The sequence below is a fragment of the Rhizobium sp. NXC24 genome (assembly GCF_002944315.1).
Taxonomy (GTDB): Bacteria; Pseudomonadota; Alphaproteobacteria; order Rhizobiales; family Rhizobiaceae; genus Rhizobium.
This window is the reverse complement of the sequence record NZ_CP024311.1, coordinates 1,826,750-1,839,676: the sequence shown is the minus strand read 5'-3', so window position 1 is coordinate 1,839,676 and position 12,927 is coordinate 1,826,750. Positions and strand designations below refer to the sequence as shown.

The 12,927-nt window shown below is 58.5% G+C and carries 13 protein-coding genes; 5 read left to right on the top strand and 8 right to left on the bottom strand.

Translation table 11 applies throughout. The annotated features are described in order from the left end of the window. Positions 1 to 7: 7 nt before the first annotated feature. From NXC24_RS09075 to NXC24_RS09065, 3 genes are all read right to left on the bottom strand, one after another. The gene (locus tag NXC24_RS09075; protein ID WP_104825085.1) at positions 8 to 1,579 is read right to left on the bottom strand and encodes a substrate-binding domain-containing protein; all 1,572 of its coding nucleotides are present in this window, start codon (positions 1,577 to 1,579) and stop codon (positions 8 to 10) included. Between the two features lie 5 nt (positions 1,580 to 1,584). After that, complete coding sequence (locus NXC24_RS09070; RefSeq protein WP_104822975.1) at positions 1,585 to 2,664, bottom strand: toxic anion resistance protein; 1,080 nt, start codon at positions 2,662 to 2,664, stop codon at positions 1,585 to 1,587. A gap of 219 nt (positions 2,665 to 2,883) precedes the next feature. Then, the gene (locus NXC24_RS09065) at positions 2,884 to 3,708 is read right to left on the bottom strand and encodes a cell envelope integrity EipB family protein (protein WP_104822974.1); all 825 of its coding nucleotides are present in this window, start codon (positions 3,706 to 3,708) and stop codon (positions 2,884 to 2,886) included. Between the two features lie 197 nt (positions 3,709 to 3,905). Between NXC24_RS09065 and NXC24_RS09060 the strand changes: the two genes are divergently transcribed. From NXC24_RS09060 to NXC24_RS09045, 4 genes are read left to right on the top strand one after another with little or no spacing between them, the layout of a single operon-like run. After that, positions 3,906 to 4,373, top strand: a complete 468-nt coding sequence (locus tag NXC24_RS09060; RefSeq protein WP_104822973.1) for a RidA family protein — start codon at positions 3,906 to 3,908, stop codon at positions 4,371 to 4,373. Continuing rightward, complete coding sequence (locus NXC24_RS09055; RefSeq protein ID WP_104822972.1) at positions 4,373 to 5,104, top strand: glycerophosphodiester phosphodiesterase; 732 nt, start codon at positions 4,373 to 4,375, stop codon at positions 5,102 to 5,104. Before NXC24_RS09060 ends, NXC24_RS09055 begins: the two co-directional genes overlap by 1 nt. Before the next feature lie 12 nt (positions 5,105 to 5,116). Further along, positions 5,117 to 6,304 carry a GNAT family N-acetyltransferase gene (locus tag NXC24_RS09050; RefSeq protein ID WP_104822971.1) on the top strand — a complete coding sequence of 396 codons (1,188 nt, stop codon included), beginning with the start codon at positions 5,117 to 5,119 and terminating at the stop codon, positions 6,302 to 6,304. Between the two features lie 41 nt (positions 6,305 to 6,345). Next, positions 6,346 to 6,774: an HIT family protein gene (locus NXC24_RS09045; RefSeq protein ID WP_104822970.1), complete on the top strand. Its 429-nt coding sequence runs from the start codon at positions 6,346 to 6,348 to the stop codon at positions 6,772 to 6,774. Positions 6,775 to 6,889: 115 nt separating this feature from the next. Here the strand turns inward: NXC24_RS09045 and clpA are convergent, their stop codons facing one another. From clpA to cysE, 5 genes are all read right to left on the bottom strand, one after another. Continuing rightward, positions 6,890 to 9,418 carry an ATP-dependent Clp protease ATP-binding subunit ClpA gene (gene clpA / locus NXC24_RS09040; protein WP_104822969.1) on the bottom strand — a complete coding sequence of 843 codons (2,529 nt, stop codon included), beginning with the start codon at positions 9,416 to 9,418 and terminating at the stop codon, positions 6,890 to 6,892. 10 nt (positions 9,419 to 9,428) lie between these two features. Then, positions 9,429 to 9,782, bottom strand: a complete 354-nt coding sequence (gene clpS, locus NXC24_RS09035; protein ID WP_028755011.1) for an ATP-dependent Clp protease adapter ClpS — start codon at positions 9,780 to 9,782, stop codon at positions 9,429 to 9,431. A 289-nt stretch (positions 9,783 to 10,071) separates the two neighbouring features. Next, on the bottom strand, positions 10,072 to 10,440 hold the full coding sequence (locus tag NXC24_RS09030) for a phasin family protein (protein WP_104822968.1): 369 nt from the start codon (positions 10,438 to 10,440) through the stop codon (positions 10,072 to 10,074). Positions 10,441 to 10,853: 413 nt separating this feature from the next. After that, positions 10,854 to 11,057 carry a DUF3126 family protein gene (locus tag NXC24_RS09025; protein WP_104822967.1) on the bottom strand — a complete coding sequence of 68 codons (204 nt, stop codon included), beginning with the start codon at positions 11,055 to 11,057 and terminating at the stop codon, positions 10,854 to 10,856. Positions 11,058 to 11,185: 128 nt separating this feature from the next. Then, entirely contained in the window at positions 11,186 to 12,043 is an 858-nt protein-coding gene (gene cysE / locus NXC24_RS09020; protein WP_104822966.1) for a serine O-acetyltransferase, read from the bottom strand. Positions 12,044 to 12,119: 76 nt separating this feature from the next. On the opposite strand from cysE, the gene NXC24_RS09015 reads away from it, so the two are divergent. Further along, positions 12,120 to 12,920, top strand: coding sequence for an enoyl-CoA hydratase-related protein (locus NXC24_RS09015; protein ID WP_104825084.1), 801 nt, complete (start codon positions 12,120 to 12,122; stop codon positions 12,918 to 12,920). Positions 12,921 to 12,927 lie beyond the last annotated feature (7 nt).

Here is a 12,927-nt window from a genome sequence, read left to right as displayed (position 1 = left end):
TGCTGTCCTAGTTGTAACCACGCACAGCGCGGAACGCGCTGACGAGATCGCCGCGGCCATCGAATACACGCCCCGATGTCGCTTTGGTCAAGGCATCAAGCTGCGACTTGTCGGCGTCGCCAAAGGTGATGCCGAAGACCGGCACATGCGGGTTGGTTGCCGTCCACTCGCTCAGAAAATCGCGGCTTGCATCCTCGGACTTTCCATCGGTCATGATGACGATCGCCGGCAGATAGGACGACAGGTTTGGGGTATCCTTCATGCGATCAAGCGCTCGGCTTGCGCAGGCGTACATATCGGTACCGCCATCGGCATGCTGCAGCGACACCTTCTCGACAAGGCTCTTCTGTTGCGCCGGGTCGCCCGTCGCCAAAAGGGTCGTCCGCACGCGGCTGTCGAAAGGAATGACCATGATGCGATCCGCCGGCGTCCATTGCGCCAGCACCTTGCCAGTTTCATTTGGATTGAACAGAAACTGCATGGCCGCCTGCAATTGCTGTTCGCCCTTGCCTCCCATCGAACCGGAGAAGTCGAGACAAAGAGCTGTTAGCGAAGGCTTACGCAAAGCGCCCTGATAGAGATCGAGCGCCTGGCGAATCACAGCCGGCTCCGGCATGCGGATCGCCGTTACCAACCGGGTCGGATCGAAATTCCAATTCGGCTCCGCTTTGGCCGCGACGTCTCCCAATGGGATGCGGCGGCCGGTATCGGCGATGCGCTTCTGCACAGGCGCGGAACGCAGATAGGCAACGAGTTCGTTGAAGAAGGTCTCGACCTCAGGACCGCGTCCATGATCGATAAAGCCGATCGGTGAATCCGCAATCGCCACACCGTCGGCCGGATAGATCGCATAGAGCGGCTCCTTGCCCATACCGACCAGCTTGTCGTTGGTCTCTTTCAGCACCGCTTCGTAATTCCACATGGCATCGTAGAGCACGCCCTTGCCAGCGGAGTCCGTGTAGAGGTCCGCGAGCCAGCCGGACGACCCGGACGAGCGTTCGACCCCGGCAAGCAACGCTCTGACGGTGCCTTGGAGGTCGGGCTTGTCGAGATCGCCCGGCTCGATAACGGGTTTATTGCCAAGCGCGCTGGAGAGCATAGCCAAATAGGCGCTCGCGCCTGAATTGGACTGGGTTGCCGAGGTCATGAGAAACTTCAGCGAGCCGCTCTTCACTGCCGCCAATATGTCCTTCATAAAGACCGGCTTGCCGATCCAGCCGAGCGCCTGCGCCTTGGATTTGCGCACGCCGAGGATGACCGGTGTCTGCGCCACCGAGGTCAGGGACTTCACCCGGCGTTTGGTGTCGAACATGTCAACCCAGACGCTCGATGCCGGCCAGACCGCGTCCTGCTCGACACCCTCATTGCTTTGCAGCGCAAGGCCGATATCCAGCGTGCCTTCGTAGGTGAAGCTGCAGGTCGCGCTCTTCTGCTTGCAGAATTCTTCGACGATCGGCTGGATAACGGTGTTTTCCGAGCCGGAGACGATCGAGAACTTCGGTCCTGCGCCGGAATTGCAGCCCGTCAGGGCTAGAGCTGCCGTCAGCGCCAGGCCGGTGAGGAGTGTGCGGATCATCATGCCGCTCATCGCGCCTCGATCATCGCTTTCTTGAGATCGATGGTCATTTTCTCCATCTGCTGCTCAGCCTGAGCGCGCTTCCTGCGGCCTTCTTCCTGCACCTTCAGGACACCGTTGATCGTATCGATCAGGTCACGGTTGGCGGCAGCGAGCGTATCGATATCGACGATACCGCGCTGCGACTGCTGTTCGATGGCAATCGCCTGGTCCTTCATCATCTCGGACGCCTGTCGGATCATGTCGTTGGTGGCGTCGGTCACGGTCTTCTGCAGCTCAAGCGCTGATTTCTGCCTCGACAGCCCAAGCAGGATCACCATCTTCTGCTTCCAGGCCGGCACCGTCAGCGCCGACGTCGCCTGCAGGTTCTCGATCAGCGTCTCGTCACCGGCCTGCACGATGCGGATCTGCGGCAATTGCTGAATGCCGAGCTGGCGCGCCTGCTGCAGGTAGAACACCCGCTTCTCCAATCGGTCGAGGGCCTGCAAGCTGTCCTGATAGGTCTGAGCCTCCAGCATACCGCCGCCGGGATTGGCAGCCGCGGCCTCGGCGGCACTTTTCAACTTCGGCAGTTCGACACTGCGAAAACGCTCTGCGAAAGTCTTGCCAGCCTGCACATAGGCGTCGAGCTGCAGGATGGACTGCTTCGTCTCCTCGTGAAGATCGTCGAGAAGTGCGATGTCGCGGCGCAGCGTATCCTTATGCCGGTCGAGCTCGAGGCCAATGCGGTCGATCTGGCCGGCCACATCCTCGAATTCCTCCTTGAAGCGCTCCAGGCGGGCCTTGAACGACGAGAATATTTTGGAAAGAAAGCCCTCATCCTTCAGCGATGCCGGGTCGAGCTTCTTCGACTTGATGATGATATCGGTCAGCAACTTGCCAACTTCGCCGAGATCCCGATTGCGGACCTCGCGGAGAATCCGGTCAGAATAGTCGGAGACAGACTGCTGGGCGCGGTCGCCATAAACAGAAATGCCGGCGCGGTCGGTCAGATCGATGGTGTCGCCGATGCGGGCGATTTCCGCCGGATCGGCGGCAACGACCGGCAAAGTGGTACTTGCGGTCGGGGCGAGATCAGTATTGGCCATAGCTCGTGCTTTCTCGTCTATCAACACGGACCTGGACTACGGAACATCTGCCGATCATTCTTCAATAACCGGCTCGGCCCGCATGGCCCGCTACAATTTCAGATCGGCACTGCGGAACTGAGACTCACTCAAGGGCGTGCCGAATGCTTCCCAGAATAGTGAAGCTTCGGACACAGTTTTATGACGAAGATTTGCCTTGTGGCCTGCGCCTCGCAAAGCCTATTGGCAGGCCTTGGTGTCGAGCACTTCAAGCTTGGAGAGCTTGCCGGTCAGAACGAAATCACCATAGTCCATGGTGAGGTCGCGGGTGATGCCGTTTTCATAGAGCTTGAACGACATGCGATAGACCGGAATGGCGTCGCCCTTGGATTTGTCGTTGAAATAGGCGACGGTAACCGGCCAGAACGGCGTTTTGGCGAAGATGCCGGCCTTTTCGGCATCGGGGTCATCGGTTGCAGGAGTCGCCTGCTTACCGACGACGGTTGTTGCGATCAACGACTTATCCCCATCATCGGAGCCGTCGAAAACCTCGGCCTCGAAGAAATTCCTGCCCAGCTTGGCATTATGGATGATGTCGAGCATATGCTCTGTCGGAAAGCGGCTCTGGATGAGTTCGATCTGCTTCGCTTTTGGCTGGGTCAGATCGACCTTAATCCCCTTCTGATCGTCGGCCGCCGCGCCGCGCACGTCCTTGTCGAGTTGATCGTCCGTATAGGATTTGGTCTCGAAGCGGAAAGTGCGCTTGACGAGATCCTCGAATGTGGTCGTCTGCTGGTCGCTGACGCGCGTTGAATCACCCGTGTCGATCTGTGTGACGAAACGGAAATTGGTAGTGAAACCGGTGCAATCGGAGCCGTCGAACTCATAGACCATACGGCCGAACATGCCGGCGATGCCCGATCGGTCTGATGCGTCCTTCAGTTCGAGATCGTAGACGGCGCGATGCGCGATCAACCCAGTCGGACCCGCCGCGGCGGCGGACACGCCCAGAGACGCGACGCCTAAACTCGAAACGATAACGGCGGCAAGACTCGAGCGGAACATTCATTATCTCCTGTTGGACTCGCACGCGATGCTATAAGAACGCTTCGGCTAGAGTGAGGCGGCCCGTCATCAATTCGTCATCTCGCTCTGCCTTTTGATTTGGCGTTATCTCGTCCAAGATCGCCTCGCGCCCGGCAAAGGGAATCTAAGCTTGATGCCGGATTTTTGAAGATTTTACAACAAAACGGGAGATGAAAATGTCCGACGCTATCGAGAGCCGTCTGAAGGAGCTTGGCATCGTCCTGCCTCAGGCCGCTGCGCCGGCCGCAAACTATGTACCCTATGTCATCAGCGGCAATCTTCTTTATTTGTCCGGGCAGTTGCCGATGGAAAACGGCAAGCTCGGCGTCACCGGCCTTCTCGGCAAGGATGTCGACGTTGCCGGCGGCCAACGCGCTGCCGAGCTTTGCGCCATCAATATCCTCGCCCAGGCGAAGGCGGCCTTGGATGGCGATCTCGGCCGCATCAAGCGCATCATCAAGCTGAACGGTTTCGTCGCTTCGGTACCCGAATTCGTCGAACAACATCTTGTGATCAACGGCGCGTCCAATCTTCTGGCAAATGTACTTGGCGACGCTGGCAAGCATGCGCGCGCCGCGGTCGGCATGGCGGCGCTGCCGCTGAACGCCGCCGTCGAGATCGATGCCATCATGGAAATCGCATAATGAGCAAGATTGCCTGGCTTACCGAACGTCCTGTCGCCCATCGCGGCTATCACGACATGAACAAGCAGGTTTGGGAAAACACGCTGTCGGCCTTTGGCCGGGCAATCGAGGCGGATTTTTCCATTGAATGCGATCTGCACTATGCAGCCGACGGCGTTCCGGTCGTCTTTCATGACGACGACCTGCAGCGCGTCTGCAATCTCCCCGGCCAGCTTCGCGACCGTACCTCTGCCGAACTCGGCCTGCTTTCGGTCGGCGGCACCAACGACAAGATCCCGACGCTGAAACAGCTCCTCAGGCTCTGCGACGGCAAGGTGCCTTTGGTGCTGGAGCTTAAGGGCCGCGAAGGCGACGATGAGGGCTTTGCGGAATCCGTGCTGGAGGTGCTGGAAGGCTACAAGGGTCATGTCGCGCTGATGAGCTTCGACCATTGGCTGCTCAAGGATCTGAAGGCGCTCAACGCACCCTACCCTGTCGGCCTGACGGCGGATGGAAACGAGCCCGAGACATTTTTTAAGCATGACGAAGCCATGCAGCTTGGGCTAGACTTCATCTCATATTTCTATGGCCACCTGCCGAACCCCTTCATCACGGCGCAGCGCCAGCGCGGCATCCCGGTCATCACCTGGACCGTGCGCGACGAAGCGGCCCGTAAACACACATTCGCCAACGCAGACCAAATGACCTTCGAAGGGTTCGACCCAAGGGAGAGCCCTGCCCTTTCTTCGTAACAGACGAATTTGATGACAGACGAATTATCCATTCGAGTCGAGCGTTCCTTCAAAAACATTGCTCCGGAGGGCTGGTCCAAGCTCGCCGGGGCATCGAGAGCGGGTACGGTGCTGCCGTATAATCCGTTTGTCTCGCATGCTTTTCTGTCCTCACTGGAGGAGTCAGGCTCCGCCACTGATAAAACCGGCTGGCTCGGCAATCACCTGCTGCTCGAAACCGATAGCGGCGAGTTGATCGGCGCCGTGCCCGGCTACCTCAAGAATCACAGCCAGGGTGAATATGTCTTCGATCACGGCTGGGCTGATGCCTTTGAGCGCGCGGGCGGTCGTTATTACCCGAAGCTGCAGTGCTCCATTCCCTTCACGCCGGCAACCGGTCCGCGCCTGCTTGTTGCCGAGGGGCAGGATCGCACTGTGATCCAGCCGGCACTCGCCGAAAGCCTGAAGGAGGTAACCCGGCAGCTTGGCGTTTCCTCCGCCCACATTACCTTCCTGCCGGAAGAAGAGATTTCCGTCTTCGAAGGCGATGGCTATCTGCATCGTACCGACCAGCAGTTCCACTTCATCAACGATGGCTATGCCGATCACGACGCCTTCCTGGAAACGCTGGCGTCGCGCAAGCGCAAGGCGCTGAAAAAGGAGCGTCGCACCGCCCTTGAAGGCGGCATCAGCATCGAGTGGCTGACCGGCAGCGATCTCACCGAGCGGATCTGGGACCAGTTCTTCACTTTCTATATGGATACCGGCAGCCGCAAATGGGGCCGGCCCTATCTCACCCGCAAGTTCTACTCGCTGATCGGCGAGCGGATGGCCGACGATATCCTGCTGGTGATGGCCAAACGCGAGGGCCGCTATATCGCCGGGGCGATCAATTTCATCGGCGGCGAAACGCTCTATGGGCGGCATTGGGGCTGCATCGAAGATCATCCCTTCCTGCACTTTGAAGTCTGCTATCATCAGGCGATCGATTTCGCGCTGGCTAAGGGGCTGAAGCGCGTCGAAGCCGGCGCACAGGGCGAACACAAGCTCGCCCGCGGCTATCTGCCGGTCATTACGCATTCGGCGCATTATATCGGCCATCAGGGCTTGCGCCGCGCGGTTGCCGACTATCTCAAGCACGAGCGCGAGCAAGTGGAGGAGATGAGTGAAATTCTGGCCGAGCACAGCCCCTTCCGCAAAGGCGAGCGGCAAGATATCTAGCTGCTCTGGACAATTGTAATCGGAAGACGAGGAGACCCTGGATGACCAGCCCCGCCTATGACGCCAACAATATTTTCGCGAAGATCCTGAAAGACGAGATCCCGTCCTATCGTGTCTACGAGGATGAACACACGGTCGCCTTTATGGATGTCATGCCACAGGCGCCCGGCCATACGCTGGTGCTGCCGAAGTCCCCTTCGCGCAATCTTCTCGACGCCGATCCGAGCACCCTGCCTCATCTGATAACCACGGTCCAGAAAGTCGCCATCGCGATTCAGGAGGCTTTCGATGCGGATGGCGTCTATATCGCCCAGTTCAACGAGCCGGCCGCCGGTCAGACGGTGTTCCACCTGCATTTCCACATCATCCCGCGCCATGAGGGCATCGCCCTGAAGCCGCATTCGGGCAAAATGGAAGATGGTGCGGTTCTAGCGGAGAATGCCAAGAAGATCATCGAACTCCTGCACTGATCGAAAGGCGCCGATCTTCTTAAATCTTTTTATGAGATATAGTTTATAAACATATGAAAATGGCTGCATTGTCGCCAATGCAGCCATTCTATTTTTTCGGTCGACCAATCGCCGGTTACTTGCGCGGCACCTTCGGCACCGTGCTGCCCTTGCGCAACGACTTGTTATCCGACTCGCCATCGCTGGCAGAGGACGGCGTCTTCGGCGAGCGGCGAGCGTCGGAAGCGCTGCCAGCCTTGCCGACGCGGCTTCTGGTCTTGACGGTGTCTCCGTCATCCTCTTCCACATCGACCACGGAGTCGACCACTTCGGCTTCCGGCTTCGGCCGGATCGGCGCGGTATCTGCGATGGAGTCGAGCAGGATGCCGGTCGTACCGTCTTCCTTCTTACCGACGGTGACCTTGACGACGCCGCCCTTCTTCAGCTTGCCGAAGAGGATTTCGTTCGCCAGCGGCTTCTTGATGTGTTCCTGGATGACGCGTGCCAGCGGGCGGGCACCCATCTTGTCGTCGTAACCCTTCTCGGACAGCCAGGCGATCGCGTCCTCGTGCAGATCGAAGGTAACGTTCCGTTCGGAAAGCTGAGCCTCGAGCTGCATGATGAACTTCTGCACGACCTTGTGGATGACCGTGGTCGGCAGCGCTGCAAACGGAATGGTCGCATCCAGACGGTTGCGGAATTCCGGGGTGAAGAGCCGGTTGAGAGCCTCTTCATCCTCGCCCGTACGCTTGGACGAACCGAAACCGATGGCGGACTTGGCCATTTCCGATGCGCCCGCATTGGTCGTCATGATCAGGATGACGTTGCGGAAGTCGATCTTCTTGCCATTGTGGTCGGTCAGCGCGCCATGGTCCATGACCTGCAGCAGGATATTGAAAATATCCGGATGCGCCTTCTCGATTTCGTCGAGCAGGACGACGCTGTGAGGATGCTGGTCGACGCCGTCGGTCAGCAGACCACCCTGATCAAAGCCGACATAGCCGGGAGGTGCGCCGAGCAGACGGGAAACCGTGTGACGCTCCATATATTCCGACATGTCGAAGCGCAGCAGCTCGACGCCGAGCGAGGAAGCAAGCTGCTTGGCGACTTCCGTCTTGCCGACACCGGTGGGGCCAGAGAAGACGTAGCAGCCGATCGGCTTGTTCGGTTCGCGCAAGCCGGCACGGGCGAGCTTGATCGAGGTCGAAAGCGCTTCGATTGCCGTATCCTGACCGTAGACGACCGAACGCAGTTCCTGCTCGAGGTTGGCGAGAACCATCTCGTCATCCTTTGAAACCGTCTTCGGCGGAATGCGGGCCATGGTCGCGATCGTCGCTTCGATCTCCTTTTCGGTGATCAGCTTGCGGCGCTTCGACGGCGGCAGCAGCATTTGCGCAGCACCCGTTTCGTCGATCACGTCGATCGCCTTGTCCGGCAGCTTGCGGTCGGAGATATAGCGAGCCGACAGCTCGACCGCCGTCTTGATGGCGTCGTTCGAGTAGCGAAGGTGATGATACTCTTCGAAATAGGGCTTCAGGCCCTTCATGATTTCGATAGCATCCTCAATGGTCGGCTCGTTGACGTCGATCTTCTGGAAGCGGCGGACGAGTGCCCGGTCCTTTTCGAAGAACTGACGGTATTCCTTATAGGTGGTCGAACCGATGCAGCGGATCGCACCGGAAGACAGGGCCGGCTTCAGCAGGTTCGATGCATCCATAGCGCCGCCGGAGGTAGCACCGGCGCCGATGACGGTATGGATCTCATCGATGAACAGCACGGCGCCCGGATATTCTTCCAGCTCCTTGACCACCTGCTTCAGGCGCTCTTCGAAGTCACCGCGATAGCGGGTACCGGCAAGCAACGTGCCCATGTCGAGCGAGAAGATGGTGGCGTCGGCCAAAGCTTCGGGCACCTTGCCCTCGACAATCCGCTTGGCAAGACCTTCGGCGATGGCGGTCTTGCCGACGCCGGGGTCGCCGACGTAGAGCGGGTTGTTCTTCGAACGGCGGCACAGCACCTGGATGGTGCGGCTGACTTCGGAGTTGCGGCCGATCAGCGGGTCGATCTTGCCGCTTTTCGCCTTCTCGTTGAGATTGACGCAATAGGCCTTCAGAGCATCCTGCTGCTTCTTGTTGTTACCTTCCTCCTGCTCGCCGCGGGAGGTCGGCTTGCTTTCGGACTCGGTATCCTCGGCGCCGCGCGGTGTCCGGGTCTGGGAGGACCCCGGCCGCTTGCCGATGCCGTGGGAGATGTAGTTGACCGCATCGTAGCGGGTCATTTCCTGCTCCTGCAGGAAGAAGGCCGCATGGCTTTCCCGTTCCGCAAAGATCGCGACGAGAACGTTGGCACCCGTTACTTCCTCGCGGCCCGAGGATTGAACATGGATGACGGCGCGCTGGATGACGCGCTGGAAACCGGACGTCGGCTTCGAATCCTCGTCATAACCGGTGATCAAATTTGAAAGTTCATTATCGACGTATTCAGTCAGCGTCTTACGGAGCGCGTCGAGATCAACATTGCACGCGCCCATGACAGCCGCGGCATCGGCGTCGTCCACCAAAGCCAAAAGCAGATGTTCCAGCGTGGCATATTCGTGATGCCGCTCGTTCGCGTAGGTCAGTGCCTGATGCAGCGCCTTCTCAAGACTAGGCGAAAATGTTGGCACGTTCAGATCCTCACTTCTTTTCCATAACACATTGCAGCGGATGCTGGTGCTGCCGGGCAAAATCCATCACCTGGCTCACCTTCGTTTCAGCTACTTCATATGTATATATCCCGCATTCGCCGACGCCGTGATTGTGGACATGAAGCATGATGCGGGTGGCACTCTCTCGATCCTTTTGGAAGAAACGCTCCAGGATATGGATCACAAATTCCATGGGCGTGTAGTCGTCGTTCAGAAGCAGCACGCGGTACAGGTTGGGTTTCTTGGTTTTGGGCTTGGTGCGCGTGATCACCGAGGTCCCGCGATTTCCGTTGTCCCCGTTCCTTTCGCTGTCGTTTTGCATCCGGATCGGCTCAGCGATCATTTCATTCATTCCTCAAATCATCCGGCAGAAGCTATCGCATTCCGACTTGGCAAACTGGATTGGGTAACTGACTCTGTCGGGCCGGATATCCGAACCCCTAACTTAGTTCATATTGGTGCGATTTTAAGCCCCCTACCGGACACTGCAATCAGAATTCGTTGCCAAAGTGGGTCATGATCAAAAAAGTCGCGGCGACGATCGGGCCAAGATCGGAAATCGGCAACGCAAAAGACCGGCCGCGGGTTGCGCAGCCGGTCTTTCGTAAATTCACTGTGCTTAAGCGAGGTGCTTATGCAGCAGGTGCAACCGAAGCGGGGGTTTTGCCGGCAGCCTTGGTGGCGGCGGCAACCGGAGCTTCGTACGGCTTGTACACGGTCTTGGCGAGATCGGCGTACATTTCGCCCAGCTTGGTCGCTTCGGCAACGAAGTTTTCATAGGAAGACTTTACGAAGCCGGTCTGCAGTTCGAAAGCAGCCTCGAAGCTCTTGACGCCGGCCAGCGTTTCGAAATGCGCAACGCCGTCCTGGAAGGACTTCTTGGAGTATTCGGCGGCTTCAGCAGCAATCGCCTGGAAACCCTTGGTGACATCGGAATAGCTCTTCAGCGCCGTGTCCATGGCTTCCTTGCCCTTCTTGTTCGCTTCATCGAAATTGAACATACTTCTCCGTCCCTTTGTTGGTTTGGCCGACGGCCGGGTTACGGGAAAAAATCTAAATGCGACGCACAAATAGTCAAGTAGTCTTGTGCGGCGCAATATCGACTCAAGATTGCATTTCCAATGACAAAGCAATGACCGTAGGAGCGCGTGGAAGGCATCCTTCTGTTTTTGCTAATATATATCAAACGAGCTACAACTTAAGGCTTAGGCAGAAATATTCGATTTCGATGAAAAAAAGAATTTCGGCAGGCAATCGACTAAATTCGATCGCAAATGAGTAGCGTTTAGCCTACTGCAGGGTTTTTTTCAAAAAAAGAACCGCATTTCAGTGAAATGCGGTTCTCTGATACCAGCTTTGTTGGAAACCGCGGGATCGACCAGAGGTCGAGCGCGCCAAACGGCCACGCTGTCGATTAGAGATCGACGTCCAGGATGGCCATGGAAAAATTGTAGGAACGGTCGCCGTCTTCGTCGTCGATGTAGACAACGCCCAAGAACTCTTCGCCAAGATAGACTTCTGCGGAATCGTTCTTGCGCGGGCGGGCTTTGACCACCATCTGCGGATTGAACGTGCGTTTGAAGTAGGTGTCGAGCTTCTTGATTTCGTCAGGCTTCACAATTCATCTCCGTGAGGATTCTCAGCTTGGCCGCTTCTTGCATAGGAAAAGCGGCGGTGTAAAGACCGGAAGCGCGCCTTCAGCCTTTGCCGGCAGCGCAAAACCCTGACATTCAGGTGGGATTTCCGTTAGATTCCGGCACCCATGATTTGGTCGACCTGCTCGGCTAGGAGTTGATCCATAGAGCGGGATGGCTCCGAACAGCCGGCTTCACCGACCACCTTGGCCGGCACGCCGGCCACCGTCGTCTTCGGCGGCACTTCCTTCAGCACCACCGAGCCGGCAGCGATGCGTGAGCAATGGCCGATCTGGATATTGCCGAGGATCTTGGCGCCGGCGCCGATCAGCACTCCATGAGCGATCTTCGGATGACGGTCGCTGCCTTCCTTGCCGGTGCCACCGAGAGTGACGCCGTGCAGGATCGAGACGTTATCGCCGATAACGGCCGTTTCGCCGACCACCAGGCCGGTCGCATGATCAAGGAAGATGCCCTTGCCGATGCGCGCAGCCGGGTTGATATCGGTCTGGAAAACGCTGGAGGAGCGGCTCTGCAGATAGAGCGCAAAATCCCGGCGACCGCGATTGAGCAGCCAATGGGCCAGACGATGCGTCTGCAGGGCGTGGAAGCCCTTGAAATAGAGGACCGGCTCCATGAAGCGCAGGCAAGCCGGATCGCGGTCGTAGACGGCCTGAATATCGACGCGCAGGATCGAGCCCCATTCCGGCCAATCGGCCAGCATTTCCTCAAAGGTCTGGCGCAGCAGGATGCCCTGCATGTCCGGATGGTCGAGACGTTCGCAGATGCGATAGATGACGCATTCTTCAAGCGACCGGTGATTGATGATCGTGGAATAGAGGAAGGCGGCCAGAAGCGGATCCCGCTCGGCGGCCGCGCGTGCTTCCTCGCGCACGCTGCCCCAGATGGGATCGACGACCTTTACCGGCCCCACGCCTTCAACCTGGCGAATGTCCGTTGCTGCGACCATTGACGGTCTCCTGATTTCCTGTCGGTGAAACATTATATAGAGTAAAACTCCGGCAACATAAATGGGTTCGGCGCGCATGAGTTTTGAGCATGATTTTGCTGGCGGTTTCCTGCGCGCTACGTGCAGCGACGCCATTGGCACTCTCACCATCGATAATCCCGACCGCAAGAACGCCCTCACTGCGGCGATGTGGCGCGCCATACCCCAGGCCATTCGCCTTTTGACCGACAAGGCACATGCGCATGTGATCGTCATCCGCGGCGCGGCGCAGGATTTTTCGACCGGCGCCGATATCAGCGAATTCGACAGCCTGCGCAAGGATGCCGAAACTGCTGTCGCCTACGAGGCGCTGAACAGCGCCGCCTTCACCGCGATCCGCCATTGCCGAGTACCGACGATCGCGGCGATCCGCGGCATCTGTTACGGCGGCGGCTTTGGCATTGCCGCCGCCTGCGATCTGCGTGTCGCCGAGGAAGGCGCGCGTTTCTCGGTGCCAGCCGTGCGCCTCGGCATCGCCTACCCTGCGGACGCGGTGCAAGACATCGTCAACGCGCTCGGACCGCAGATGGCCAAGGTCACGCTTTTCACCGGCGCACCGATGTCGGCCGGCAAGATGGTCGCGGCCGGCTTTCTGTTGGAAGAGATCGCAGTCGACGCATTCGACGGCGAAGTTTCGGCTCTCGCCCGCGCGATTGCCGCCAATGCGCCGATCGCACTGCATGCCTCGAAGCTCGCGGTTCGTGCCGTGCTCGAACAGGATAGCGACCTGCTGCGCGAGGCGGAGGTGATCGGTGCCGAGACCTTCGACAGCGCCGACTATGCCGAGGGCCGCGCAGCCTTTGCCGCGCGGCGAAAACCGCATTTCACCGGGAAGTGACTTAATC

Bases quoted from the DNA above. Each gene is read 5' to 3' on its own strand.
- clpS (WP_028755011.1), bottom strand. From the start codon at position 9,782: ATGATCGCTGAGCCGATCCGGATGCAAAACGACAGCGAAAGGAACGGG.
- NXC24_RS09015 (WP_104825084.1), top strand. From the start codon at position 12,120: ATGAGTTTTGAGCATGATTTTGCTGGCGGTTTCCTGCGCGCTACGTGC.
- NXC24_RS09055 (WP_104822972.1), top strand. From the start codon at position 4,373: ATGAGCAAGATTGCCTGGCTTACCGAACGTCCTGTCGCCCATCGCGGC.
- NXC24_RS09065 (WP_104822974.1), bottom strand. From the start codon at position 3,708: ATGTTCCGCTCGAGTCTTGCCGCCGTTATCGTTTCGAGTTTAGGCGTC.
- NXC24_RS09075 (WP_104825085.1), bottom strand. From the start codon at position 1,579: ATGATGATCCGCACACTCCTCACCGGCCTGGCGCTGACGGCAGCTCTA.
- NXC24_RS09070 (WP_104822975.1), bottom strand. From the start codon at position 2,664: ATGGCCAATACTGATCTCGCCCCGACCGCAAGTACCACTTTGCCGGTC.
- NXC24_RS09050 (WP_104822971.1), top strand. From the start codon at position 5,117: ATGACAGACGAATTATCCATTCGAGTCGAGCGTTCCTTCAAAAACATT.
- cysE (WP_104822966.1), bottom strand. From the start codon at position 12,043: ATGGTCGCAGCAACGGACATTCGCCAGGTTGAAGGCGTGGGGCCGGTA.
- NXC24_RS09045 (WP_104822970.1), top strand. From the start codon at position 6,346: ATGACCAGCCCCGCCTATGACGCCAACAATATTTTCGCGAAGATCCTG.
- NXC24_RS09030 (WP_104822968.1), bottom strand. From the start codon at position 10,440: ATGTTCAATTTCGATGAAGCGAACAAGAAGGGCAAGGAAGCCATGGAC.
- NXC24_RS09060 (WP_104822973.1), top strand. From the start codon at position 3,906: ATGTCCGACGCTATCGAGAGCCGTCTGAAGGAGCTTGGCATCGTCCTG.